The organism is Streptomyces sp. NPDC110618 (assembly GCF_055657065.1).
Genome location: NZ_JBVKBN010000005.1, coordinates 303316 through 323978 on the forward strand (window position 1 = coordinate 303316; position 20663 = coordinate 323978).

Annotated in this window: 22 protein-coding genes and 3 pseudogenes; 18 read left to right on the plus strand and 7 right to left on the minus strand. The window is 70.7% G+C overall.

From position 1 onward, the window contains the following. Nucleotides 1-4: 4 nt before the first annotated feature. The 4 genes from sufC to ACZ7L7_RS12480 are packed head-to-tail and all read left to right on the plus strand — an operon-like array spanning nt 5 to nt 2838. Nucleotides 5-769, plus strand: coding sequence for a Fe-S cluster assembly ATPase SufC (sufC, locus tag ACZ7L7_RS12465; protein WP_285513309.1), 765 nt, complete (start codon nt 5-7; stop codon nt 767-769). Continuing rightward, the gene (locus tag ACZ7L7_RS12470; protein WP_472075757.1) at nt 766-2022 is read left to right on the plus strand and encodes a cysteine desulfurase; all 1257 of its coding nucleotides are present in this window, start codon (nt 766-768) and stop codon (nt 2020-2022) included. The genes sufC and ACZ7L7_RS12470 overlap by 4 nt, the downstream gene beginning before the upstream one ends. A gap of 19 nt (nt 2023-2041) precedes the next feature. After that, the gene (gene sufU, locus ACZ7L7_RS12475; RefSeq protein ID WP_285513347.1) at nt 2042-2509 is read left to right on the plus strand and encodes a Fe-S cluster assembly sulfur transfer protein SufU; all 468 of its coding nucleotides are present in this window, start codon (nt 2042-2044) and stop codon (nt 2507-2509) included. Beyond that, complete coding sequence (locus ACZ7L7_RS12480) at nt 2506-2838, plus strand: metal-sulfur cluster assembly factor (RefSeq protein ID WP_129309783.1); 333 nt, start codon at nt 2506-2508, stop codon at nt 2836-2838. Before sufU ends, ACZ7L7_RS12480 begins: the two co-directional genes overlap by 4 nt. Before the next feature lie 71 nt (nt 2839-2909). Here ACZ7L7_RS12480 and ACZ7L7_RS12485 read toward each other — a convergent pair whose 3' ends face one another. Next, nucleotides 2910-3692 (minus strand): AbfB domain-containing protein, encoded by a 783-nt coding sequence (locus tag ACZ7L7_RS12485; protein WP_471592417.1) that lies wholly within the window; start codon nt 3690-3692, stop codon nt 2910-2912. Between the two features lie 155 nt (nt 3693-3847). On the opposite strand from ACZ7L7_RS12485, the gene ACZ7L7_RS12490 reads away from it, so the two are divergent. The 3 genes from ACZ7L7_RS12490 to dapD are packed head-to-tail and all read left to right on the plus strand — an operon-like array spanning nt 3848 to nt 5769. Next, a complete protein-coding gene (locus ACZ7L7_RS12490) occupies nt 3848-4171 on the plus strand; it encodes a DMT family transporter (protein ID WP_453607347.1) in 324 nt (107 codons plus the stop codon). Further along, nucleotides 4171-4725 carry a TetR/AcrR family transcriptional regulator gene (locus ACZ7L7_RS12495; RefSeq protein ID WP_453607350.1) on the plus strand — a complete coding sequence of 185 codons (555 nt, stop codon included), beginning with the start codon at nt 4171-4173 and terminating at the stop codon, nt 4723-4725. The genes ACZ7L7_RS12490 and ACZ7L7_RS12495 overlap by 1 nt, the downstream gene beginning before the upstream one ends. A 54-nt stretch (nt 4726-4779) precedes the next feature. Beyond that, the gene (dapD, locus tag ACZ7L7_RS12500; RefSeq protein WP_093720332.1) at nt 4780-5769 is read left to right on the plus strand and encodes a 2,3,4,5-tetrahydropyridine-2,6-dicarboxylate N-succinyltransferase; all 990 of its coding nucleotides are present in this window, start codon (nt 4780-4782) and stop codon (nt 5767-5769) included. A 66-nt stretch (nt 5770-5835) separates the two neighbouring features. On the opposite strand, the gene ACZ7L7_RS12505 is transcribed toward dapD, so the two are convergent. After that, entirely contained in the window at nt 5836-6336 is a 501-nt protein-coding gene (locus ACZ7L7_RS12505; RefSeq protein ID WP_285513313.1) for an HAD domain-containing protein, read from the minus strand. 134 nt (nt 6337-6470) lie between these two features. On the opposite strand from ACZ7L7_RS12505, the gene ACZ7L7_RS12510 reads away from it, so the two are divergent. Continuing rightward, entirely contained in the window at nt 6471-7013 is a 543-nt protein-coding gene (locus ACZ7L7_RS12510) for a SigE family RNA polymerase sigma factor (protein ID WP_285513348.1), read from the plus strand. Further along, a complete protein-coding gene (locus tag ACZ7L7_RS12515) occupies nt 7010-8254 on the plus strand; it encodes a WD40 repeat domain-containing protein (RefSeq protein ID WP_285513314.1) in 1245 nt (414 codons plus the stop codon). The genes ACZ7L7_RS12510 and ACZ7L7_RS12515 overlap by 4 nt, the downstream gene beginning before the upstream one ends. On the opposite strand, the gene dapA is transcribed toward ACZ7L7_RS12515, so the two are convergent. The 3 genes and pseudogenes from dapA to ACZ7L7_RS12530 form a co-directional block, all read right to left on the minus strand. Beyond that, a complete protein-coding gene (dapA, locus tag ACZ7L7_RS12520; protein ID WP_472075760.1) occupies nt 8255-9151 on the minus strand; it encodes a 4-hydroxy-tetrahydrodipicolinate synthase in 897 nt (298 codons plus the stop codon). Between the two features lie 109 nt (nt 9152-9260). After that, nucleotides 9261-9353 (minus strand): annotated as a pseudogene (locus ACZ7L7_RS12525) (MarR family transcriptional regulator); the annotation flags it as partial. After that, a pseudogene (locus ACZ7L7_RS12530) lies at nt 9338-9457 on the minus strand (ABC transporter); the annotation flags it as partial. The pseudogenes ACZ7L7_RS12525 and ACZ7L7_RS12530, both read right to left, overlap by 16 nt. Before the next feature lies 1 nt (nt 9458). Here ACZ7L7_RS12530 and ACZ7L7_RS12535 point away from each other — a divergent pair. The 4 genes and pseudogenes from ACZ7L7_RS12535 to ACZ7L7_RS12550 all read left to right on the plus strand — a co-directional run. Further along, a pseudogene (locus tag ACZ7L7_RS12535) lies at nt 9459-9874 on the plus strand (ABC transporter permease); the annotation flags it as partial. Between the two features lie 121 nt (nt 9875-9995). Then, nucleotides 9996-10676: an antibiotic biosynthesis monooxygenase family protein gene (locus ACZ7L7_RS12540; RefSeq protein ID WP_472075762.1), complete on the plus strand. Its 681-nt coding sequence runs from the start codon at nt 9996-9998 to the stop codon at nt 10674-10676. Nucleotides 10677-10746: 70 nt separating this feature from the next. Beyond that, nucleotides 10747-11376, plus strand: a complete 630-nt coding sequence (locus tag ACZ7L7_RS12545) for an ArsR/SmtB family transcription factor (RefSeq protein ID WP_285513317.1) — start codon at nt 10747-10749, stop codon at nt 11374-11376. 14 nt (nt 11377-11390) lie between these two features. Next, nucleotides 11391-12140, plus strand: a complete 750-nt coding sequence (locus ACZ7L7_RS12550) for an SRPBCC family protein (RefSeq protein ID WP_285513318.1) — start codon at nt 11391-11393, stop codon at nt 12138-12140. 11 nt (nt 12141-12151) lie between these two features. Here the strand turns inward: ACZ7L7_RS12550 and ACZ7L7_RS12555 are convergent, their stop codons facing one another. Further along, nucleotides 12152-13981, minus strand: a complete 1830-nt coding sequence (locus ACZ7L7_RS12555; RefSeq protein ID WP_472075764.1) for an endonuclease/exonuclease/phosphatase family protein — start codon at nt 13979-13981, stop codon at nt 12152-12154. A 276-nt stretch (nt 13982-14257) separates the two neighbouring features. Here ACZ7L7_RS12555 and ACZ7L7_RS12560 point away from each other — a divergent pair, with 276 nt between their 5' ends. Next, nucleotides 14258-15685 carry a hypothetical protein gene (locus tag ACZ7L7_RS12560; RefSeq protein WP_285513320.1) on the plus strand — a complete coding sequence of 476 codons (1428 nt, stop codon included), beginning with the start codon at nt 14258-14260 and terminating at the stop codon, nt 15683-15685. 232 nt (nt 15686-15917) lie between these two features. On the opposite strand, the gene ACZ7L7_RS12565 is transcribed toward ACZ7L7_RS12560, so the two are convergent. Further along, nucleotides 15918-16298 (minus strand): winged helix-turn-helix transcriptional regulator, encoded by a 381-nt coding sequence (locus tag ACZ7L7_RS12565; protein ID WP_285513321.1) that lies wholly within the window; start codon nt 16296-16298, stop codon nt 15918-15920. A 141-nt stretch (nt 16299-16439) separates the two neighbouring features. Here ACZ7L7_RS12565 and ACZ7L7_RS12570 point away from each other — a divergent pair, with 141 nt between their 5' ends. The 4 genes from ACZ7L7_RS12570 to ACZ7L7_RS12585 all read left to right on the plus strand — a co-directional run bounded on the left by ACZ7L7_RS12570 (nt 16440) and on the right by ACZ7L7_RS12585 (nt 20657). Then, on the plus strand, nt 16440-16847 hold the full coding sequence (locus tag ACZ7L7_RS12570) for a RidA family protein (protein WP_472075766.1): 408 nt from the start codon (nt 16440-16442) through the stop codon (nt 16845-16847). Between the two features lie 426 nt (nt 16848-17273). Beyond that, complete coding sequence (locus tag ACZ7L7_RS12575) at nt 17274-18857, plus strand: TROVE domain-containing protein (RefSeq protein ID WP_285513323.1); 1584 nt, start codon at nt 17274-17276, stop codon at nt 18855-18857. Between the two features lie 119 nt (nt 18858-18976). Then, nucleotides 18977-19621 (plus strand): GntR family transcriptional regulator, encoded by a 645-nt coding sequence (locus tag ACZ7L7_RS12580; protein WP_285513324.1) that lies wholly within the window; start codon nt 18977-18979, stop codon nt 19619-19621. A gap of 19 nt (nt 19622-19640) precedes the next feature. Beyond that, nucleotides 19641-20657: a 1-aminocyclopropane-1-carboxylate deaminase gene (locus ACZ7L7_RS12585; protein WP_285513325.1), complete on the plus strand. Its 1017-nt coding sequence runs from the start codon at nt 19641-19643 to the stop codon at nt 20655-20657. Nucleotides 20658-20663 lie beyond the last annotated feature (6 nt).

Here is a 20663-nt window from a genome sequence, read left to right on the forward strand (position 1 = left end):
ACCCATGGCTACGCTTGAAATCCGAGACCTGCACGTCACCGTCGAGGCCGACAACGCCGAGAAGGAGATCCTCAAGGGCGTCGACCTCACCGTGAAGCAGGGCGAGACGCACGCCATCATGGGCCCCAACGGCTCCGGCAAGTCGACCCTCGCCTACTCCCTCGCGGGTCACCCGAAGTACACCGTCACCGGCGGCAGCGTCACCCTCGACGGCGAGGACGTCCTGGAGATGTCCGTCGACGAGCGCGCCCGCGCCGGCCTGTTCCTCGCCATGCAGTACCCGGTCGAGGTCCCCGGCGTCTCGGTCTCCAACTTCCTGCGCACCTCCGCCACCGCCGTCCGCGGCGAGGCCCCCAAGCTGCGCACCTGGGTCAAGGAGGTCAAGGAGGCCATGGAGCGCCTCAACATGGACCCCTCCTTCGCCGAGCGCAACGTCAACGAGGGCTTCTCCGGCGGTGAGAAGAAGCGGCACGAGATCCTTCAGCTGGAGCTGCTCAAGCCGAAGGTCGCCATCCTCGACGAGACCGACTCCGGCCTCGACGTCGACGCCCTGCGCGTCGTCTCCGAGGGCGTCAACCGGGTCCGCGAGACCGGCGAGGTCGGCACCCTGCTGATCACGCACTACACGCGCATCCTGCGCTACATCAAGCCCGACCACGTCCACGTGTTCGCCAACGGCCGCATCGTCGAGTCCGGCGGCGCCGAGCTGGCGGACCAGCTGGAGGCCGAGGGCTACGACAAGTACGTGAAGGGTGGCGCATCCGCGTGACACAGCTGCCGGGCCTCCTCGACACAGAGGCGCTCCGCAAGGACTTCCCGATCCTGGACCGCGTCCTGCACGACGGCAAGAAGCTCGTCTACCTGGACAACGCGGCGACCTCGCAGACGCCGCGCCAGGTGCTCGACGTGCTCTCCGAGTACTACGAGCAGCACAACGCCAACGTCCACCGCGGCGTGCACGTCCTCGCCGAGGAGGCCACGGCGCTCTACGAGGGCGCGCGGGACAAGGTCGCCGAGTTCATCAACGCGCCCAGCCGCGACGAGGTGATCTTCACCAAGAACGCCTCCGAGTCCCTCAACCTCGTGGCCAACATGCTCGGTTGGGCCGACGAGCCCTACCGCGTGGACCACGAGACCGAGATCGTCATCACGGAGATGGAGCACCACTCCAACATCGTGCCGTGGCAGCTGCTCGCGCAGCGCACGGGCGCGAAGCTCAAGTGGTTCGGTCTCACCGACGACGGCCGCCTCGACCTGTCCAACATCGACGAGATCATCACCGAGAAGACGAAGATCGTCTCCTTCGTGCTGGTCTCCAACATCCTGGGCACGGTCAACCCCGTCGAGGCCATCGTGCGCCGCGCCCAGGAGGTCGGCGCGCTGGTCTGCATCGACGCCTCCCAGGCCGCGCCGCACATGCCGCTGGACGTGCAGGCGCTCCAGGCCGACTTCGTGGCCTTCACCGGCCACAAGATGTGCGGCCCGACCGGCATCGGCGTGCTGTGGGGCCGCCAGGAGCTGCTGGAGGACCTGCCTCCGTTCCTCGGCGGCGGCGAGATGATCGAGACGGTGTCCATGCACTCCTCGACCTACGCCCCCGCGCCGCACAAGTTCGAGGCGGGCACCCCGCCGATCTCCCAGGCCATCGGTCTGGGCGCGGCGATCGACTACCTCAACTCCATCGGCATGGACAAGATCCTCGCCCATGAGCACGCCCTCACCGAGTACGCGGTGAAGCGGCTCGTGGAGGTCCCGGACCTCAGGATCATCGGCCCCAGCACGGCCGAGGACCGGGGCGCGGCGATCTCCTTCACGCTCGGGGACATCCACCCGCACGACGTGGGTCAGGTCCTGGACGAGCAGGGCATCGCGGTCCGGGTGGGCCACCACTGCGCCCGGCCCGTCTGCCTGCGGTACGGAATTCCCGCGACCACGCGAGCGTCGTTCTATCTGTACTCCACGCCTGCCGAGATCGACGCTCTGGTGGACGGCCTGGAGCACGTGCGGAACTTCTTCGGCTGAGGGGATGGCGAGCGCTCGCATGAAGCTCGACTCGATGTACCAGGAAGTCATCCTGGACCACTACAAGAACCCGCACGGGCGGGGCTTGCGGGACGGCGACGCCGAGGTGCACCACGTCAACCCGACGTGCGGTGACGAGATCACCCTCCGCGTGAAGTACGACGGCACGACCATCCAGGACGTCTCGTACGAGGGCCAGGGCTGCTCCATCAGCCAGGCCTCGGCCTCCGTGCTGAACGAACTGCTGGTCGGCAAGGAACTGGCCGACGCGCAGCGGATCCAGGAGACCTTCCTGGAGCTGATGCAGTCCAAGGGCCGCATCGAGCCCGACGACGCGATGGAGGAGGTCCTGGAGGACGCGGTCGCGTTCGCCGGTGTCTCCAAGTACCCGGCACGGGTCAAGTGCGCCCTCCTGAGCTGGATGGCGTGGAAGGACGCGACGGCCCAGGCCCTGGACGGAGCCGACGCCGAAAGGAAGACGGCATGAGCGAGACCGTTGAGATGAAGCCGGCCTCGGAGGAAGAGCTCCGTGAGGCCCTGATGGACGTCGTCGACCCCGAGCTGGGCATCGACGTCGTCAACCTCGGGCTGATCTACGGCATCCACGTCGACGACTCCAATGTGGCGACCGTCGACATGACCCTGACCTCGGCGGCCTGTCCGCTGACCGATGTCATCGAGGACCAGGCCAAGTCCGCCACGGACGGCCTGGTCAACGAGCTGCGCATCAACTGGGTCTGGATGCCGCCGTGGGGCCCGGACAAGATCACGGACGACGGCCGCGAGCAGCTTCGGGCGCTCGGGTTCAACGTCTGAGACCTGCCTGTACGGCCATTGAAGAAGCGGCGGCGCCTCGCGGGGCGTCGCCGCTTCTTTCGTGTCCGGTCTCAGCTCAGCCGGAACGCCGAGTCCGCGAGGTACAGCTCGCTGGACTGGTGGGGGTCCAGCCGGAGTTGGAAGTTCTTGTGGCGCAGGAAGCGGCCCGGGTAGTTCACCGACTCCAGCATGACCGCGCCCGCGTGGGCGGCGTCGCGGGCGCAGAAGGTGGCGTCCTGGGCGAACAGCCCGGAGCCGTCGTTCCGTTCGGCGCGCAGCACGAAGTCGCGGTGGCGCAGATAGCGTCCGTCCGCCGTCGTGAAGGAGTAACAGGACGGCTTCGCCAGGCCCTTGCGCAGGGTGTACGTGTCCGGGGACCCGGTGAGCCGGACGAGGCCGTCGCTCACCTGCCAGCCGCGGTCGGGGAAGTTGACGGAGCGGACCGAGCGCTCGGTGGCGGTCGGTCTGGGGGCCGGGGCGGGGGAGGACGCGGAGGCCGTGGCCGAGGGCTTGGGGGCGGCGCTCGGCTTCTTGGCGTGCTTCGGCCTGCTCTCCGTGGGGGAGGGGGACGCTGTACGCGCCGACTCGGACGCCGGTCCCGACGGCGAGGGCGAGTCGCTGGCGTAGGAGATCAGGCCGGGCGGGGCGGCGGTGGTGGAGGCGGACGACGAGCGGGCCGGGTCGTCGCCGGGGCTGCGGGTGACGACGATCGCCGTCACGCAGGTGGCGACGGTGGCCAGCGCCAGGGCACCGGCCAGCCACAGGCGGCGGGTGCCCGGTATGCGGGAGGTGTCCGCAGCCCAGCCGCCCTCCCAGGGACGGTCCTGAGGGGGCCGGGACGTGTTGTGTGGCATGCGCTTCCTTCGCGGCCCAGGGGATGAACGGGGAAACAGTAGTGGAGAGTTGGGGCCGCCGAGCACCCGTGTGACCAAATTGAGGCGAGCGCTTTCTACGGGGGTGCGGGCTTCGATATGTACACGCGTACACAACGTTGTGTACGCTCGTACGCATGGGATACGTGACGCTGGCCGGCGCCATCGCCGCCGAGGTGGCCGCGACCACCGCGATGAAGTACAGCGACGGCTTCAGCAGGCTCTGGCCCTCGCTGCTGACCGGGCTCGGGTACGTGATCTCTTTTGCCCTGCTCGCCCAGACCCTGAAGACCGTCGGCATCGGCGCCGCGTACGCGATCTGGGCCGGAGTCGGGACCGCGAGCATCGCCGTGATCGGACTGCTGGCCTTCGGTGAGGCGCTGACCCTGGCGAAGGTCAGCGGGATCCTGCTGATCGTCGCCGGAGTGGTGGTCCTCAACCTCGGCGGGGCGGCGCACTGATGGCCCGGCGCTACGACCCCGCGCGGCGGCAGCGGATCATCGACGCCGCGATCCGCGTGGTGGGCAGCAAGGGGCTCGCGGGCCTGACCCACCGCTCGGTCGCGGCCGAGGCGGATGTCCCGCTCGGTTCGACGACGTACCACTTCGCGACCCTCGACGAGCTGATGGTGGCCGCGCTGCGGCAGGCCAACGAGGGCTTCGCCAAGGTTGTCGCCGCGCGCGGCGGCCTCACCGACCCGTCCGTCGACCTGGCCGGCGAACTCGCGGGCTTGATGGGCGAATGGCTCGCCGGTGACCGCACCGGTGTGGAACTGGAGTGCGAGCTGTACCTCGCCGCGCTCCGCCGCCCCGCCCTGCGCCCGGTCGCAGCCGAGTGGGCGGCGGAACTCGCGGAGCTGATCGGCCGCCGCACGGACCCGGTCACCGCGCGGGCGCTGGTGGCGCTGATGGACGGGATCTGCCTCCAGGTCCTGCTCACGGGCACGCCGTACGAGGAGGAGTACGCGCGCGAGATCCTCGGCCGGGTCATCACCGGAGCCGCGCCCGGCACGTGAGATGCCGGGTACACCGGTTCGCCCCGGTGGCCCCCGCCAAGTTAGGTTGCCCTCATGACCGACACGACTGCACCCAGCACCACCGGCGCCGTTGCCGCCGGCCTCGCCACGATCGCCGCCGACGGCACCGTCCTCGACACCTGGTTCCCCGCGCCCGAGCTCGCCGCCGAGCCCGGCCCGTCCGGCACGGAGCGGCTGTCCGCCGAGCGCGCCGTGGAACTGCTCGGTGAGGGCGCGGCCAAGGCGATCGGCCCGGACGCCCGCCGCGGTGTCGAGGTGGTCGCGGTCCGTACGGTCATCTCGGCGCTGGACGCCAAGCCGATCGACGCCCACGACGTCTACCTGCGGCTGCACCTGCTCTCCCACCGCCTGGTCAAGCCGCACGGCCAGAGCCTGGACGGCATGTTCGGCTTCCTCGCCAACGTCGCCTGGACCTCGCTCGGCCCGGTCGCGGTCGACGACATCGAGAAGGTCCGCCTCAACGCGCGCGCCGAGGGCCTGCACCTCCAGGTGACCTCGATCGACAAGTTCCCGCGCATGACGGACTACGTGGCCCCCAAGGGCGTCCGTATCGCCGACGCCGACCGCGTCCGCCTCGGCGCGCACCTCGCCGAGGGCACGACGGTCATGCACGAGGGCTTCGTCAACTTCAACGCCGGCACCCTCGGTACGTCGATGGTGGAGGGCCGTATCTCCGCGGGCGTCGTCATCGGCGACGGCTCCGACATCGGCGGCGGCGCCTCCACGATGGGCACCCTCTCCGGCGGCGGCAACGTCATCATCTCCATCGGCGAGCGCTGCCTGATCGGCGCGGAGGCCGGTGTGGGCATCGCGCTGGGCGACGAGTGCGTCGTCGAGGCGGGCCTGTACGTCACCGCCGGTACCCGCGTCACCATGCCCGACGGCCAGATCGTCAAGGCCCGCGAGCTGTCGGGCGCGTCGAACATCCTGTTCCGCCGCAACTCGGTGACGGGCACCGTCGAGGCCCGGCCGAACAACGCGGTGTGGGGCGGCCTGAACGAGATCCTGCACAGCCACAACTAGCCTCACCGGCTGCAGACCGACAGGGGAGCCCCGCGGCACCGGCGCCGCGGGGCTCCCTTTGACGTGTCACAGGCCCGCCGCGAACTCCTTGAGCACCGCGAAGTCCGGGTCGCGCAGGCCGATTCTCGGGTTGACGTGGTGCAGGAGGGCCGGGGCGGGGTGGTGGGTGGTGGCGTACTCGCTGTCCGGGGCGGTCTGTTCGTCGTCGATCCAGGCGAAGGGGCGGCCCTGGGCGTACTCCACGAGGGCGGGTGTCTTCCAGTGGACGCCGTCCGGGCGCTGCGCGAACAGGTTCTCGCCGAAGTCGACGTAGGGGAGTTCGGGGAGACCGAGGACCGGGGCGATCCACTGGTTGGCGGCGGCCATCCATGTCGTCGCCCAGCACAGCTCGTAGTCGAGGGCCTGCAGGGACGGGCCGTGGGTGGGGTTGAGCCAGACGCGCAGGGGGCGGCGGCGGTCGGGCTGGGGGACCCGGATCGTGGTGTAGCCCTCGGGGCGGCGTTCGGGCTGGGCCGCCCAGGGGTTCAGGGGGCCGTCGACGTCCAGGAACAGGAGGGGGCGGGGCATGGGGGCACCGTAGGGGAGGGGTGGTCCTGGGGGCCCGGGATTTTTTGGGGTGGTGGCATAGCTGGGGGTGGTGGGGCGCGTCAGTGGGGGTGGAGGGGCGGGCGTGGGGCTCGGCCGGGGAAGTGAAGGTGACGATGGATGGCGAGGCGCAGGAGCGTTTCCGGGAGTTCGTGGAGAGCCGTTCGTCCGCGCTGCTGAGGACCGCCGTGCTGCTCAGCGGCGGCGACCGGCACGCCGCGGAGGATTTGTTGCAGAACGCGCTGATCAAGGTGGCCGGGCGCTGGAACCGGATCGACGAACCCGAGGCCTATGTACGGCAGATCCTGTACCGGCAGCAGGTCAGCCGCTGGCGGCTGAAGTGGCGGCGGCGGGAGGTGACGGTCGCCGAGCCGCCCGACACCGGCGCCACGGCCGACGACTCCGCCGCCGAGCTGCGGCTCGTCATGCGCGGCGCGCTCGCCCGGCTCACCGCGCGGCAGCGGTCGGTGCTGGTGCTGCGCTACTTCGAGGACCTGCCCGAGGCCGAGGTGGCCCGGATCCTCGGCTGCTCCGTGGGGACCGTGCGGTCCACCACTCACCGTTCCCTGGCCCGGCTGCGCACCCTCGCGCCCGAGCTCGCCGGGCTGACGGCGCCGGAGCCGATGCCCGGCCTGTCCCCCTTGGAGGTACGTCCGTGAATGTCGAGGAACTCGTCCAGGGCACCCTGCGGGACCTGGCCGACGAGCAGCCCCCGGCGCGCCCCGGGCTTGCCGACCGCGTACTGGTCGCGCGCCGGCGCAGGCGTACGCGCCGGGTCGCCGCAGTGGCGGTGGCCACCGCCGCCGTGGTCGCGGTGACGGTGGCCGTGCCGCAGTTGGTGGAGGGCAGCGGCCGGGACGACGACCGGCGTGCCGCTCAGGTGGGGAGTCAGCGGGATCCGTCGGCGCCCAGGAAGGGGATCGCCGTCGGGCAGACCGTGCTCGCCACCTACTACACGCAGAAGCTGGTGGCGAAGGGCAAGGACGAGGGGGTCGTCGAGCGGACGTACTGGCTGCTCGATCCCCGCACCAACACCTATCGCGAGGACGGCCGTTGGTCCTACGTCGCCGTCGCTCCGGGTGCCGGGACCGCCGCCGTCCTCGAACGGGACCTCCCCGCGAACCGGATCGGACTGCTCGACCTCGCGACGGGGGAGGTCGAGCGGTGGATCCCGGTCGAGCGGGGGATCGGCGGGCTGGCGTACTCCAGCGACGGGAGCCAACTGGTCGCGACGACCTACGACGAGCATCCCGACCTCGGGGAGCGCGTCCAGGCCGAAGGCGAGAAGGACTCCCCCCTCACGCTGGTTCAGCGGAACGGCACGACCCGGACCGGGTTCTTCCTCGTGGACGTCGCCGGGGGCACGGTCGTCGGGCCCTGGCGGAAGGTCGAGGCCGGACGTGATGTCTGGGGGCGCGCGGACTTCGCCTTCACCCGGGACGACGCCCGCCTGTACGCGCGTGTGGTCGGGGGTCAGGACGGCATGGAGAAGTTCTACGACCTGTCCGACGGTGACCAGGTCGAGCCGCCCGCCGACGAGAAGCACCTGCGCTGGGACGTACCCGCCAGGCTCTCCCCGAACGGCGAACTCGCCGCCCTGGGGCTGACGAAGGAGGTCGACGGCAAGAACAGTGAGCCCGCGAAGTCGTACTCCTCGATCCGTGATCCCCGTACCGGTGAGGAGATCACCAAGGTGCGGGGTGGTCACCTGCTCGCCTGGGTGGACGATCAGCGGTTGCTCGCCTGGGAGCGGACCACGGGGCTGCACGACGGCGATGGGTACAAGGACCGGCTGGTGCTGGTCACCCTCGGGAGCGACAGGATCGTGCCGCTCAGCGGGGAGCGGGACCCGGACGACGGGTTCGAGCGGACGTGGGAGCCGGTGTTCGTGACGCGCTGATCAGGCGCCGGTGATCAGTTCCTCGTACGTCCCCCTCAGCCCGTCGGCCGTCTCCCGGTCGGCGGGCCGCAGGGGTGGGCGTACCGGGCCCGCGGGGAGGCCGAGTCCGTTGAGGAGGGCCTTGGCGGTGACCGTGCCGGGCAGGCCCGCGGACATCATCGACTCGATGAGCGGGGTCGCCCGGTGCTGGAGGGCGGCGGCCTCCGCGGTGCGGCCCGCGTCGAAGGCGTCCAGCACGGCGCGCAGGTGGGCCGGGGCCGCGTTCGCGACGGTGCTGATGTACCCCGCGCCGCCGACCGCGTACAGGGCGAGGATGTGTTCGTCGCAGCCCGCGTAGTAGGCCAGGTCGGTTCGGGAGATGACCTTCTGGGCGGCGAGGAAGTCGTAGGAGCAGTCCTTCACGGCGACGATCCTCGGGTGCTCGGCGAGGCGGAGCATGGTGTCGGGTTCGATGCGGACGCCGGTGCGGCCGGGGATGTCGTACAGCGTGAGGGGGAGGCCGGAGGCGTCGGCGATGTCGCGGAAGTGGGCCTCCAGGGCGTCCTGCGGGGGCCTGCTGTAGTAGGGCGCCACCACCAACAGGCCGTCGGCGCCCGCCTTTTCGGCCGCCCTTGCCAGTTCGACGGTGTGGTGGGTGTCGGAGGTGCCGACGCCCGCGACGACCGATGCGCGGCTTCCCACGGCCTCCCGTACGGCGTGGACGAGCGTGCTCTTCTCCTCGTCCGCGGTGGTGGGGGACTCGCCCGTGGTGCCGGAGAGGACGAGGCCGTCGCAGCCCTTCGACACCAGGTGTTCCGCGAGGCGTTGGGCGCCGGGCAGGTCCAGGGCGCCGTCGGTGGTGAAGGGAGTGATCATGGCGCAGAGGGCGCGGCCGAAGGGGGTGGTGGTGGGCGTCATGGGTTGTAGTCTCGGGCGGGTGACGGTGTAGCTCCACTTAAATTTTGTGAGAGGTATTGTTAAGCGTGTGGGGGTGGATGGGTGGCTCGGCCGTCGCCTGCCCTATGTGGCCCACGATGTCCACGCCCTCCCGTGCCGTCGCGGCGATCTGAGCCGTCCCCCGGGCGCTGGCGATCATTGACTGGTACCAGACGTCGTCGTCCTTGTCAGCGACGCCGTCGAGTCGAACCGCTCCAGCAACTCGGCCGCCACGGCGCGCCCTTCGCGCTTGCCGAGATGGTGCAGGTCGGCCATGAGGAGGATGTTCCGTGTCGTCCTCGTCGGCGCGGTCGCCGTGGCCATCGGGTTCCGTTCCCATGGCGCGGGGCCCCTGGAGTGGCTCGCTGCCTTCGGCTGCTCGTGCTGTTCGCCACCGCGCTCACCTGGATCGCCGTCGGCATGGGCCTGATCAGCCCGAACGCGGAGGCTGCCAGCAACAACGCGGTCCCGCTGATCCTGCTGCCGCTGCTGTCCAGCGCCTTCGTTCCGCTCGACGCGATGCCGGGCTGGTTCCGGCCCGTCGCCGAGTACCAGCCCTTCACCCCGGCCATCGAGACCCTGCGCGGACTCCTGCTCGGCACGGAGATCGGGCACGACGGGTGGCTCGCCCTCGCCTGGTGCCTCGGGCTCACGGTGCTCGGGTACTTCTGGGCCACCTCGAAGTTCGACGGCGATCCCACGTAGGGTCCCGGTCACCTCAACCCGGCCCGCGCATCCCCCACTTGACCTCAACCAAGCTTGAGGGCCGAGGGTGATCCACGTAAGCGCGAACGACGTCCGATCACCCCGTGCAGGAGGCCACGCCATGACCCGTCGTACCCACACCCATCCCGACCTCACCCGGCCCGGTGTCGACGCCCCCTTCTTCAGTCACTGGCAGGTGGGTACCCCCGAGCGGCAGGCGGCCACGGTCGAGGCCGTCGCCCGTGCCTGGGAGCGGCGGCCCTGGGGGAGCCCCGAGTTGCTGAGCTACCACCTCTACACCGGGCTCGACGGCAGCTCGCTGATGCACCACTCCCAGTGGCGGTCGGAGCAGGGGTACGAGGCGTTCGTCCGGACGCATCGGCAGGAGCGCAACGACGAGATCGACACCGCCGTGCCGGGGATCGAGCGGGTGCGGCTCGACCGGTACCGGCGCTATCGCAGCCATGCGCGCGCCGGCGGCGACCGGCGCGTGGCCGGGCTCGTCGTCACCGTGCGGATCGACTTCGACGCGGACGCCGACGGGAAGCGGGCCGACTTCGTGGACCTGGTGTTGGACGCGCTCGCCGGGCCCGACGCCGATGCCGGGCTGATCGCCGCGCACTTCCACCTCAGTACCGATGGCACGCACGTGCTGAATTACGCCGAGTGGGAGAGCGGCCGTGCCTACGACGCGGCCATCGCCGGGCCCGAGTCGCCCGAATGGGGGCGCGTACGGACCTTCCCCGGCGTCAAGGGGTTCACCGGCAGCCGGTACCGGCACGCGCTCGGGCTTGAGCCGTAGGAGATGATCCTGGCTCGCCGAAAAATCTGCTCGCCTGGACAAAAAAAGTTTTCGGTGAGACGGTGGAGTCATGTTGGACGTGACCGTGATCGAGGACCCCGAGGCGGCGGCCGTCACCCTGGACCCCGTCCGGGCCCGGCTGCTGGCCGAACTGGCCGCCGGCCCCGCGTCGGCCGCCATGCTCGCCGGGAAGGTCGGGCTGCCCCGGCAGAAGGTGAACTACCACCTGAAGACGCTGGAGCGGCACGGCCTGGTCGAGCTGGCCGGGGAGCGCCGCAAGGGCAATGTCACCGAGCGGCTGATGCGGGCGACCGCGGCGTCGTACGTCATCTCGCCGCTCGCCCTGGCCGCCGTGCAGCCGGACCCGGAGCGCTTCAGGGACCAGCTCTCGGCGCGCTGGCTGCTGGCGCTCGGCGCCCGGCTCGTGCGCGACGTGGGCTCGCTGATCACCGGCGCCGCCAAGGCGCGCAAGCGGCTGGCGACCTACGCCCTGGACGGCGAGGTGCGCTTCGCCTCGGCAGCCGAACGGGCCGCGTTCATCCAGGAGTTGACGGCCGGGGTCACCGCGCTGATCCAGAAGTACGACGCCCCGGACGCCGAGGGCGGCCGGGACCACCGGATCGTCGTGGCCGTCCACCCCACCCTCAAGACGCCACCCGAGACGACACCGCCGGAGACCGTCGGCGAGATCTCGGCATAGTTCAGGAGCACGCCATGCCCAAGGACGACAACGCCCGGGAATTCGAGATCGCCCGCGAGTTCGAGGTCGACGCCACGCCGGAGGAGGTGTTCCGGGCCGTCACCTCCGGGACCGACGGCTATCTGTGGCCCATGGAGCCGCCGGAGCCCCGCGTCGGCGGCAGCGGACCCTTCGGTTCCACGGTCACCGCCTGGGACCCGCCGCACCGCTACACCAACCTCGTCGAGAACGTCGAGGACATCGCCGTACAGACCCGCAACCAGCTCGACTACACCATCGAGGCCCGCGACGGCGGCAAGCGGGCCTGGGTGCGGTACGTGCACAGCGGGATCTTCGTCGACGACTGGGACAACCAGTACGACGGCGCCGCCAAGCACACCGACTTCTATCTGCACACCCTGCGCGAGTACCTCGCCCACTTCGCGCCCCGTCCGGCCGCCTTCGCCACCTTCGACGGACCCGAGGCCGCAGGCGGCGCCGACGCCCTCGAAGTCGTCGCACGGGCGCTGGGCATCGACGCGGACACCGCCGTCGGTACGGAGCTGAAGGTGCACGGGCCCGACGAGTTCGACGCCGTGCTCGACTACCGCGACCCCTACTTCATCGGGCTGCGCACCGACCGGGGCCTCACCCGGATCTTCGGGCGCAACCACTGGGGCCACCGGGTCGGCATCTCCCTGCACGACTTCACGCCCGGCACCGATATCGAGGAGTGCGAGGCGGAATGGCAGGGCTGGCTGAACAAGGTGTTCAACCAGCCCTGATCCCGGCCGTGTTACGGCTTGAAGCGCAGCACCTGCGGGTCGTGGTCGCTGATCTGGTCGTTGAACTCCGCGTTGATGTGCACGCTGTCGTACTCCAGGTCGCAGCCGCGCCGGATCGACGGGCTGACCAGGATCTGGTCCAGGACCTGGCTGTTGCCCTGGTAGACGTACGAGTAACGCTCGCTCTTCGGCAGCGACTTGACCGCCGACCACAGGGCGCCGCCGCTCTCCAGGATCTTGGCGGTGCCGGAGAACTCGAAGTCGTTGATGTCGCCGAGGGCGATGACGCGCGCGTTCTTCTCGGTGGCCAGGACGTCCTTGACGAACGAGTTCACCAGCGTCGCCTGCTGGTGGCGCTGGGTCTCGGAGCTGCGCGCCACCGGCTGGTACTGCGAGGTCAGCGAGTGGTCGCCGCCCTTGGAGTTGAAGTGGTTGGCGATCACGAAGACCGTGCGGCCCCGGAAGACGAACTCGCCGACCAGCGGCTTGCGGCTGCTGGCGAACGCCTCGTTCGTGGGGTCGATACGACCCGGGGAGACCGTCAGCGCGGCCTTGCCGCGGACCTTCTTTACGCCGACGGCCGTGGTGGCGTCGCCGCCCGCGCGGTCGGTGAAGGAGACCCGTTCCGGGTTGAACAGGAACACCTGGCGGATGTTGCCGCCCGGCTCACCGCCGTCGGTGCCGTCCGCCGGGTCGACCCCGCGCCAGTCGTAGCGCGGGCCGCCCGCGGCGACGATCGCGTCGATCAGCTTGCCCACCGTCTGGTCGGCGGCGACCACACCGTCGTTCTTCGCGCCCGTGTTGTCCTGGATCTCCTCCAGGGACACGATGTCGGGCGAGCGGAGGTTGGTGACGATCGCGGCGGCGTGCTCGTCGAAGGTGGCGTCGGACGGGTCGAGGTTCTCGACGTTGTACGTCGCGACCGCCAGCTCGCCGCCGCGCTGCTTCTCGGTGGTCTCCCGCTTCAGCCCACCGCTCCTGAGGGTGCCGAGCTGCGAGGCGACCAGGGTGTAGCCGCCGAACTGGTTGTAGTCCAGCGGCCCCGAGGTGGTGCCGGTGAGGGTGTCACCGACGTTGGCCTTGGGGAAGTCGGCGGTCGCGCCCAGCGACTGGATCTGCAGCCGGCCGGTGTTCTGCGCGTCGTAGGAGCCGTAGACCGTGCCGCCGCGGCGGTTGTCGTGCTCGCGCGGCTTCACCGTGACCCACAGCTCGGTGTACGGGTCGGTGGCGCCGACCACGCGGGTGTCGGAGACCTGGACGTTCATGCCCTCCAGGGACTCGTAGCGGTCCAGGGCGTACTTCGACGGCCGCAGCGGCAGGGCGTTGATGGAGTTGCCGGCGGCGGTGTCACCGTCCGGGACATAGGCGTTCGGGACCGACTTGGCGTCGATGACCGTCGCGGCCGGGACCGGGTTGCCGCTGGAGACGACGGTGAACGTCGGCTTGGTGATCTCGGTCAGCGACTGGTTGCCGGACGAGGTGCCGCCGGGCACGAACTCCGAGACCGTGCCGGAGACCGACACCAGGTCGCCGACCGCCACGCCCTTGGGGGTGGAGCTGGTGAAGACGAAGACGCCCTCACTGGTGGCCGGGTCGGCGTCCGGGTTCGGGTCCTGGATCCAGAAGCCGCGGGACGAGCCGTAGGTGCGGATCCCGGTGACGACGCCGGTCACATCGGTGACCTGCTGTCCGGCGTACGGGGATATTCGCGTGGTGCCCTGGATGTCGTGGATACGCACCGACTCGGCGTGCGCGGGCGAGGTCAGGGCGACGATGGACGTCGCGGAACAGACGGCGGCGACGGTGAGCGCGGCGAGACGCGCGGACGACTTGCTCGGCAAGGGATCCCTCCGGGGACGTACGTGGGGCGCCGGGACGAGGGTGGAGCGTGGTGGACGTGGGAGCCGCGCCCGGTGGGGCGGCTGCGACGCGCGTAGAGATTCGGTGAACAGCTGTCCTATGAATTTCTACGCGCGTAATCTCCTGCCTGGTCAGGCCACTTGTCAAGGTTTCGGCCATGTACACCGGCCAACGGGGAGATGAACCGGGCGGCATGGGGCCAAAGCGGTCTAGGCTGAGCGGCTGAGTGGCACGACGCGTCCGAGGAGAACCAGCCGATGTCAGACAGCTCCCCCCTGCCGCCGGTACGGCTGCACCCCGAAGCGGAGCTGGCGCGGGACGCGCTGTCCACGCCCCTGCTGTCCCGGGCCGCCCGGCTGGCCCGCTGGGCCGGTCCCGACACCCGCGTCGACGCGGGCGGCGGCCTCGTCGAGGAGCAACTGCCCGCCGCCGCCGAGCTCCTGGGCCTCACCGGCGACGACGCCGCCGCCTACGCGAGCGAGGCCTGGCGCGTCGCTCTCGACGCCGGGCTCGTGGAGATCGTCGACGAGGAGGAGGGCACCGTCGCGCCGGGCGCGGACCTGGCCCTGCTCACCGGGGGCACCCCGCACGACGTGCTCGCCGTCTGGCTGTCCGCGCTGGAGACGGTGCTCGCGGACGCCTCGGTACCCGACCTCGACGACCTCCTGGACGCGGTGGACCTGCAAGAGGGCGGCGAGATCGACTTCTCCCGGCTGGAGTGGGATCCCGAGGCCGAGGCGGAGTTCCTCGACGGCGTCCTCGGCAACCTCTACCTGCTCACCGCCAGCGAGGACGGCCCCGTCGACGCCGCCGTACCGCTGCCCGCGCTGGCCGCCTCGGTCATCGTCCCCAGCGACATGGGCGAGCCCACCAACGACGTACTGGAACAGGTCTCCGACGCGATGATGCGCCTCGACGACCAGTTCCGGATGCTGGAACCGGCCGGTCTGGTGGCCTACCAGCCCGTCGACGAGGCGCTCATGGCCGACGCCGACGAGGAACCCGCCGCCCCCGTCGACGACACCGACATCACCCGCTACGGCATGGTCCGACTCACCCCGCTCGGCCTCTACGGCCTGCGGGCCCGGCTGCTGGAGGCCGGGTTCACCGCGCCGGCCGTCGGCGAACTCGCCGACAAGGGAGCCGACGTCCTGCTCGACGGCACCGCCGCCTTCCCGCCCGGCGCCGCACAGGCGGAGACCGAGCAGTGGCTCACCCGGCGTGAAGTACTGCCCGCCGCACGGGAGTTGCTGGCCGCCGCCCGGGGCGCCGACGCGGGCGCCCCACTGCGCAGACTGCGCTGCCAGCAGGCGCTGTCCCTGGTGGGCGCCGAGGCGGAACCCGCGCTGCGGGAAGTGCTGGACGACCCCGAGCTGGGCGGCCTCGCCCGGGTCTGGCTCACCGAACGGGGCGCGCCGGACGTGCCCGCGCCGTCCGAGGCGATGGTGTACTGGCTGACCATCGACACGGTCGCCGCCCAACTCGCCGCCGAGGGCAACTCCGAGGAACTGCGCGCCCTGGTCGAAGGCCTCGCCCAGCAGCACAGCGGGTTCTTCGCGGCCGTGTGGCGGGTGGACCACCCCGCGACCGCCGAGGTCCTGGAGGCGATGGGACGGCTGCACCCCGACAAGCGGATCGCGAAGGAGGCACGCAAGGCCGCCTTCAAGGCGCGTTCGCAGTCCTGAGGACGGAGCGGAGCGTGGGCCCGCACGGGCCCGCGGCTTCCTCGGCGGGCTGAGCCCGGACAGCGCCCCGGCGATCAAAACTCCAGGTGTGAGTCGTGATCAGCCGTCAGCCGTCAGCCGTCAGCCGTCAGCCGTCAGCCGTCAGCCGTCAGCCGTCAGCCGTCAGCCGTCAGCCGTCCGCCGTCATCCGTCCGCTGTCAGCTGTCAGTCGTCAGTCGTCAGTCGTCCGCCGTCAGGCGTCGAAGCGGTGGCGGGCGGCCTCGATGCGTGCGAAGTAGCGGTGCGTCCAGGCGCACATTCCGTCGACGGTTGCGCGGAGACCCTGGCCCGGCTCGGTGAGGGTGTACTCGACCCGCGGCGGGACGGTGGGGTGCACCTCTCTCTCGACCAGGCCGTTGCGCTCCAGCATGCGTAGGTTCTGGGTGAGCATCTTGTGGCTGATGCCCTCGATCTCGTTCCGCAGTTCGCTGAAGCGCAGGGTGCGGTCACCGAGAGTCTCGATGATCAGGAACGCCCACTTGTTGGCGACGTCGGAGAAGATCTCTCGCGCCAATGAGTCCGCGCGCCTGAGGTCCGCGTCCTCGGCCGCGCCCTTGAGCTGCTTGGTCACCATGAGGTTCCCCAGTCACTGAAAAGTGCGTTCTTCCATGTCAGCGTCCACTCTCCTACGGTTCCTGAGTAACCACAAGAGACCGAAGCGCGCCTTGGGTGGGTGGACCCGCCCACCGGCGCTCGGGACAAGGAGGCAGACAGCATGGCCATCAACCTGGTGAACCCGAGTGGATTGCCCAAGATCGATGTCTACCGGCAGGTGTCGATCGCAACGGGGTCGAAGCTGGTTTTCGTCGCCGGCCAGGTCGCCTGGGACGCCGAGGGGGCCACGGTCGGCGAAGGCGACCTCGCCGCGCAGGTCGAGCAGTGCTACCTCAATATCGGCACCGCTCTGGCCGGGGCCGGCGGCTCCTTCGACGACGTGGCGAAACTGACCGTCCACGTCGTCGACTGGACCCCCGACAAGATGCCCGCACTCCTGGAGGGCATCTCCCGGGCGTCCGAGAAGCTGGGCGTCACCCCGGTCCCGCCGGCCACGCTGCTGGGCGTCGCGGCCCTGGACATCCCCGACCATCTGGTCGAGATCGAAGCCACCGCGATCCTGGACTGAACAGACGCCCATCCGCTGTCCAGCGACGGCCGAACCTGTCCCCGCACCCGCCCTGGCCAGCACGATCACGACGTGCAGCCGGAGTATTAAATCGATCGCGCGCCGAATACCCCACCTCCTACAGTGAGATCACGACAGCACGCACCTCCCGGTGCGAGGGCAGCGGCTACTTCTCTGTAAAAGAAATCAACGCCGCCGCCGAATTGATCTCGGGAGGCGCAGCTCATGGTGGGTGCCCGGTGCGCAGGCAACGGTTACTTCATTGGATCGGACGGTTGCGGGTTCGAATCCCGTCATCGACTTCGGGTCGGTGTAGCTCAATCGGATAGAGCATCTGACTTGTTCCGTCGCCGACTCCTGATCTCGGGCATCCTCCATTTGCTGTGCCTCCCTCCGTAACCACTCTGAATTCGGGGGGAATTCAGCATGTCCCGCTTCAACGTCCGTACCGCGAAGGCGCGGTTCGCCTCCCGCGTCACCTCGACCGGCCGGGTGCTGCGCACCTTCGAGGGCGGCCGGGGCCACGAGCGCGACGCGCGCTCGGAGCTCTTCCTGCTCGCGGTCGCCAACTTCGTCTCCCAGCAGACCTTCTACGAGTCCGGCGCCGACCGCGACGACCGGTTCCGCACCCTGGTGCGCGAGCTGGCCGTCAGCGACCCGGAGTGGACCGCCGGTCTGCTCGGCTGGCTGCGCGGCGAGGGCAACCTGCGCACCGCGGCCGTCGTGGGCGCCGCCGAGTACGTCCAGGCACGCCTGGACGCGGGCGCCACCGAGGGCCCGTCGAACCGGCGGGTCGTGGACTCGGTGCTCCAGCGGCCCGACGAGCCGGGCGAGCTGCTCGCGTACTGGACCGCGACTTACGGCCGCAACGTCCCCAAGCCCGTCAAGCGGGGCATCGCCGACGCCGTACAGCGGCTCTACACCGGCAAGGCGCTGCTGAAGTACGACACCGCCTCCAAGGGCTACCGCTTCGGCGACATCCTCAACCTGGTGCACGCCGCGCCCGACCCGGCCAAGCCGTGGCAGGGCGAGCTGTTCGCGTACGCCCTCGACCGGCGCCACAACCCCGACACCGCCGTGCCGCCCGCGTCCAGCCGGACGCTGGTCGCCCACCGCGAGCTGATGGAACTGCCCGTCGAGCAGCGGCGCGAGGTCGTCACCTCGGACGGCGGCGCCGAGCGGCTCGCGGCGGCCGGGATGACCTGGGAGGCACTGGCGGGCTGGCTGCAGGGCCCGATGGACCGGGCGGCCTGGGAGGCCGTGATCCCGTCGATGGGCCCGATGGCACTGCTGCGCAACCTCCGCAACTTCGACGAGGCCGGCGTCTCGGACGAGGTCGCGGCGCGGGTCGCCGCCCGGATCAGCGACCCGGCGGAGGTCGCGCGCTCCCGCCAGTTCCCGTTCCGGTACCTGGCCGCCTACCAGCACGCGCCGTCGCTGCGCTGGGCGTACCCGCTGGAGCAGGCGCTCGGCCACTCGCTGGGCAACGTGCCCGCGCTGCCCGGCCGGACGCTCGTCCTCGTGGACCGCTCGGGCTCGATGTTCTACTCGCGGCTGTCGGACCGCTCGCGGCTCAACCGGGCCGACGCGGCGGCGATCTTCGGTACGGCGCTCGCGCTGCGGGCGGCGGACGCGGACCTCGTCGAGTTCGGCACCACCAGTCGGCGGATCGACTTCGGCCGCGGCGAGTCGGTGCTCAAGGTCCTGGAGCGCTTCGGCGACCTGGGCGGCACCGACACCACCTCGGCGGTGCGGGCCCACTACCGGGGCCAGGACCGGGTGCTGATCGTCACCGACGAGCAGTACGCGTACAACCGGCACGGCGGCCCGACCGAGCAGGTCCCGGCCCATGTCCCGGTCTACACCTGGAACCTCGCCGGTTACCGCGCGGGCCACGGCCCGTCCGGCGGTGCCAACCGGCACACCTTCGGCGGTCTGTCCGACGCGGCGTTCCGGATGGTGCCGCTGCTGGAGTCCGCCCGGGACGCCGACTGGCCCTGGGCAGGCTGAGCCCCGGCCACCGAGCCCCGGGTTCCCTTGAGCGTGGCCCGCACTTCACGGGGGTGCGGGCCACACCCCTGCCCGCGCGCCCTTGTCCGGCCGGGGACTGACATCTAACATTTCAATTCATGGAGGCCATCCGACCCGTCGGCCGCACCCTGCTCAGGGACCGCGCCTACACAGCCATCCGGGACGCCATCGTGGCCGGGGAGATCGAGCCCGGCGCGGTGGTCAGGGACGCCGATCTCGCCGAGCGGCTCGGACTGTCCCGGGCACCGGTGCGCGAGGCGTTCGCCCGGCTGGTGGACGAGGGCCTGCTGGAGAGCAAGCCGCAGAGCTACACCCGGGTGACCCCTGTCGTCGCCGCTGACGTCCGGGACGCGGCGGCGGTCGTCGGGGCCATGCACGAGCTGGCCACCCGCGTGGCCGTGCCCAGGCTGGGCGCCCAGGACCTCGCGATCATGCGCGAGGCCAACACCCGGTTCGCCGAAGCGGTCGGCAGCGGCGACGTCGACGCCGCGCTGCGCGCCGACGACGAACTGCACGAGGTGCTGATCCTGGCCTGCGGCAACCGCGCGGCGGCGGCCACCGTCGCCCGCTACACCCCGCTCATCCGGCGCCTGGAGCGACGGCGCTTCGGCGAGGGCGGCGCCTGCCGTTCGCCGGGGCTGCACGAGCGGCTGATCGCGGCGTGCGCGGACGGTGACACGGACGAGGCGGTCCGGGTCACCGCGGAGATCTGGCGGGGGCTGGAGGAGCTGGCCGCCGACTGAGTCGATCACGGAGGACCGTATGTCCCTTGATTCCTTCGAGCGTTACCCGCTCCTCTTCGGCCCCTCGCCGGTGCACCGGCTGGAACGGCTGACCGCCCACCTCGGCGGTGCCTCCGTGTGGGCCAAGCGGGAGGACTGCAACTCCGGGATCGCCTACGGCGGCAACAAGACCCGCAAGCTGGAGTACTTGGTCGCCGACGCGCTCGCCCAGGGCTGCGACACGCTGGTGTCGATCGGCGGGGTGCAGTCCAACCACACCCGCCAGGTCGCCGCGGTCGCCGCCCGCGCCGGGCTCAAGTGCGTGCTGGTGCAGGAGAGCTGGGTGGACTGGCCGGACGCGGTGTACGACAAGGTCGGCAACATCCTGGTCAGCAGGCTCGCCGGGGCCGATGTCCGCCTGGTGCGGGCCGGGTTCGGGATCGGGTTCAAGGAGAGCTGGGAACAGGCGCTGAGGGAGGTCGAGGAGTCGGGCGGCAAGCCGTACGCCATCCCGGCCGGGGCCTCCGACCATCCGCTCGGCGGGCTGGGCTTCGCGAACTGGGCGTACGAAGTCGCCGAGCAGGAACGCGAGTCGGGCGTCTTCTTCGACACCGTGATCGTCTGCTCGGTGACCGGGTCGACGCAGGCCGGGATGGTCGCCGGGTTCCGGGCGCTGGAGGAGGCCGGGGGCCGTAAGCGGCGCGTCATCGGGGTGGACGCCTCGGCCGAGCCCACGCGGACCCGGGAGCAGATCGCGCGGATCGCCCGGAACACCGGGCAGCTGATCGGCGTACGCGAGGAGCTGACCGTCGAGGACATCGAACTGGACGAGCGGTACCACGCGGGGACGTACGGGATACCCGACGAGTCGACCCTGGACGCGATGAAGCTCGCCGCGCGGACCGAGGGGATGGTCACGGACCCGGTGTACGAGGGGAAGTCGATGGCCGGGCTGATCGACCTGGTGTCGCGCGGGGAGATCGGGCGGGACTCGACGGTGCTGTACGCGCACCTGGGCGGGCAGCCCGCGTTGAACGCCTACAGCGCGCTGTTCTGAGCCCTG

Bases quoted from the DNA above. Each gene is read 5' to 3' on its own strand.
- ACZ7L7_RS12565 (WP_285513321.1), bottom strand. From the start codon at position 16,298: ATGGTGACCAAGCAGCTCAAGGGCGCGGCCGAGGACGCGGACCTCAGG.
- ACZ7L7_RS12570 (WP_472075766.1), top strand. From the start codon at position 16,440: ATGGCCATCAACCTGGTGAACCCGAGTGGATTGCCCAAGATCGATGTC.
- ACZ7L7_RS12505 (WP_285513313.1), bottom strand. From the start codon at position 6,336: ATGCCCCGCCCCCTCCTGTTCCTGGACGTCGACGGCCCCCTGAACCCC.
- ACZ7L7_RS12580 (WP_285513324.1), top strand. From the start codon at position 18,977: ATGGAGGCCATCCGACCCGTCGGCCGCACCCTGCTCAGGGACCGCGCC.
- ACZ7L7_RS12495 (WP_453607350.1), top strand. From the start codon at position 4,171: ATGGCCCGGCGCTACGACCCCGCGCGGCGGCAGCGGATCATCGACGCC.
- sufU (WP_285513347.1), top strand. From the start codon at position 2,042: ATGAAGCTCGACTCGATGTACCAGGAAGTCATCCTGGACCACTACAAG.
- dapD (WP_093720332.1), top strand. From the start codon at position 4,780: ATGACCGACACGACTGCACCCAGCACCACCGGCGCCGTTGCCGCCGGC.
- ACZ7L7_RS12510 (WP_285513348.1), top strand. From the start codon at position 6,471: ATGGATGGCGAGGCGCAGGAGCGTTTCCGGGAGTTCGTGGAGAGCCGT.
- ACZ7L7_RS12480 (WP_129309783.1), top strand. From the start codon at position 2,506: ATGAGCGAGACCGTTGAGATGAAGCCGGCCTCGGAGGAAGAGCTCCGT.
- ACZ7L7_RS12545 (WP_285513317.1), top strand. From the start codon at position 10,747: ATGTTGGACGTGACCGTGATCGAGGACCCCGAGGCGGCGGCCGTCACC.
- ACZ7L7_RS12490 (WP_453607347.1), top strand. From the start codon at position 3,848: ATGGGATACGTGACGCTGGCCGGCGCCATCGCCGCCGAGGTGGCCGCG.
- dapA (WP_472075760.1), bottom strand. From the start codon at position 9,151: ATGACGCCCACCACCACCCCCTTCGGCCGCGCCCTCTGCGCCATGATC.
- ACZ7L7_RS12575 (WP_285513323.1), top strand. From the start codon at position 17,274: ATGTCCCGCTTCAACGTCCGTACCGCGAAGGCGCGGTTCGCCTCCCGC.
- ACZ7L7_RS12550 (WP_285513318.1), top strand. From the start codon at position 11,391: ATGCCCAAGGACGACAACGCCCGGGAATTCGAGATCGCCCGCGAGTTC.
- ACZ7L7_RS12485 (WP_471592417.1), bottom strand. From the start codon at position 3,692: ATGCCACACAACACGTCCCGGCCCCCTCAGGACCGTCCCTGGGAGGGC.
- sufC (WP_285513309.1), top strand. From the start codon at position 5: ATGGCTACGCTTGAAATCCGAGACCTGCACGTCACCGTCGAGGCCGAC.
- ACZ7L7_RS12540 (WP_472075762.1), top strand. From the start codon at position 9,996: ATGACCCGTCGTACCCACACCCATCCCGACCTCACCCGGCCCGGTGTC.
- ACZ7L7_RS12560 (WP_285513320.1), top strand. From the start codon at position 14,258: ATGTCAGACAGCTCCCCCCTGCCGCCGGTACGGCTGCACCCCGAAGCG.
- ACZ7L7_RS12585 (WP_285513325.1), top strand. From the start codon at position 19,641: ATGTCCCTTGATTCCTTCGAGCGTTACCCGCTCCTCTTCGGCCCCTCG.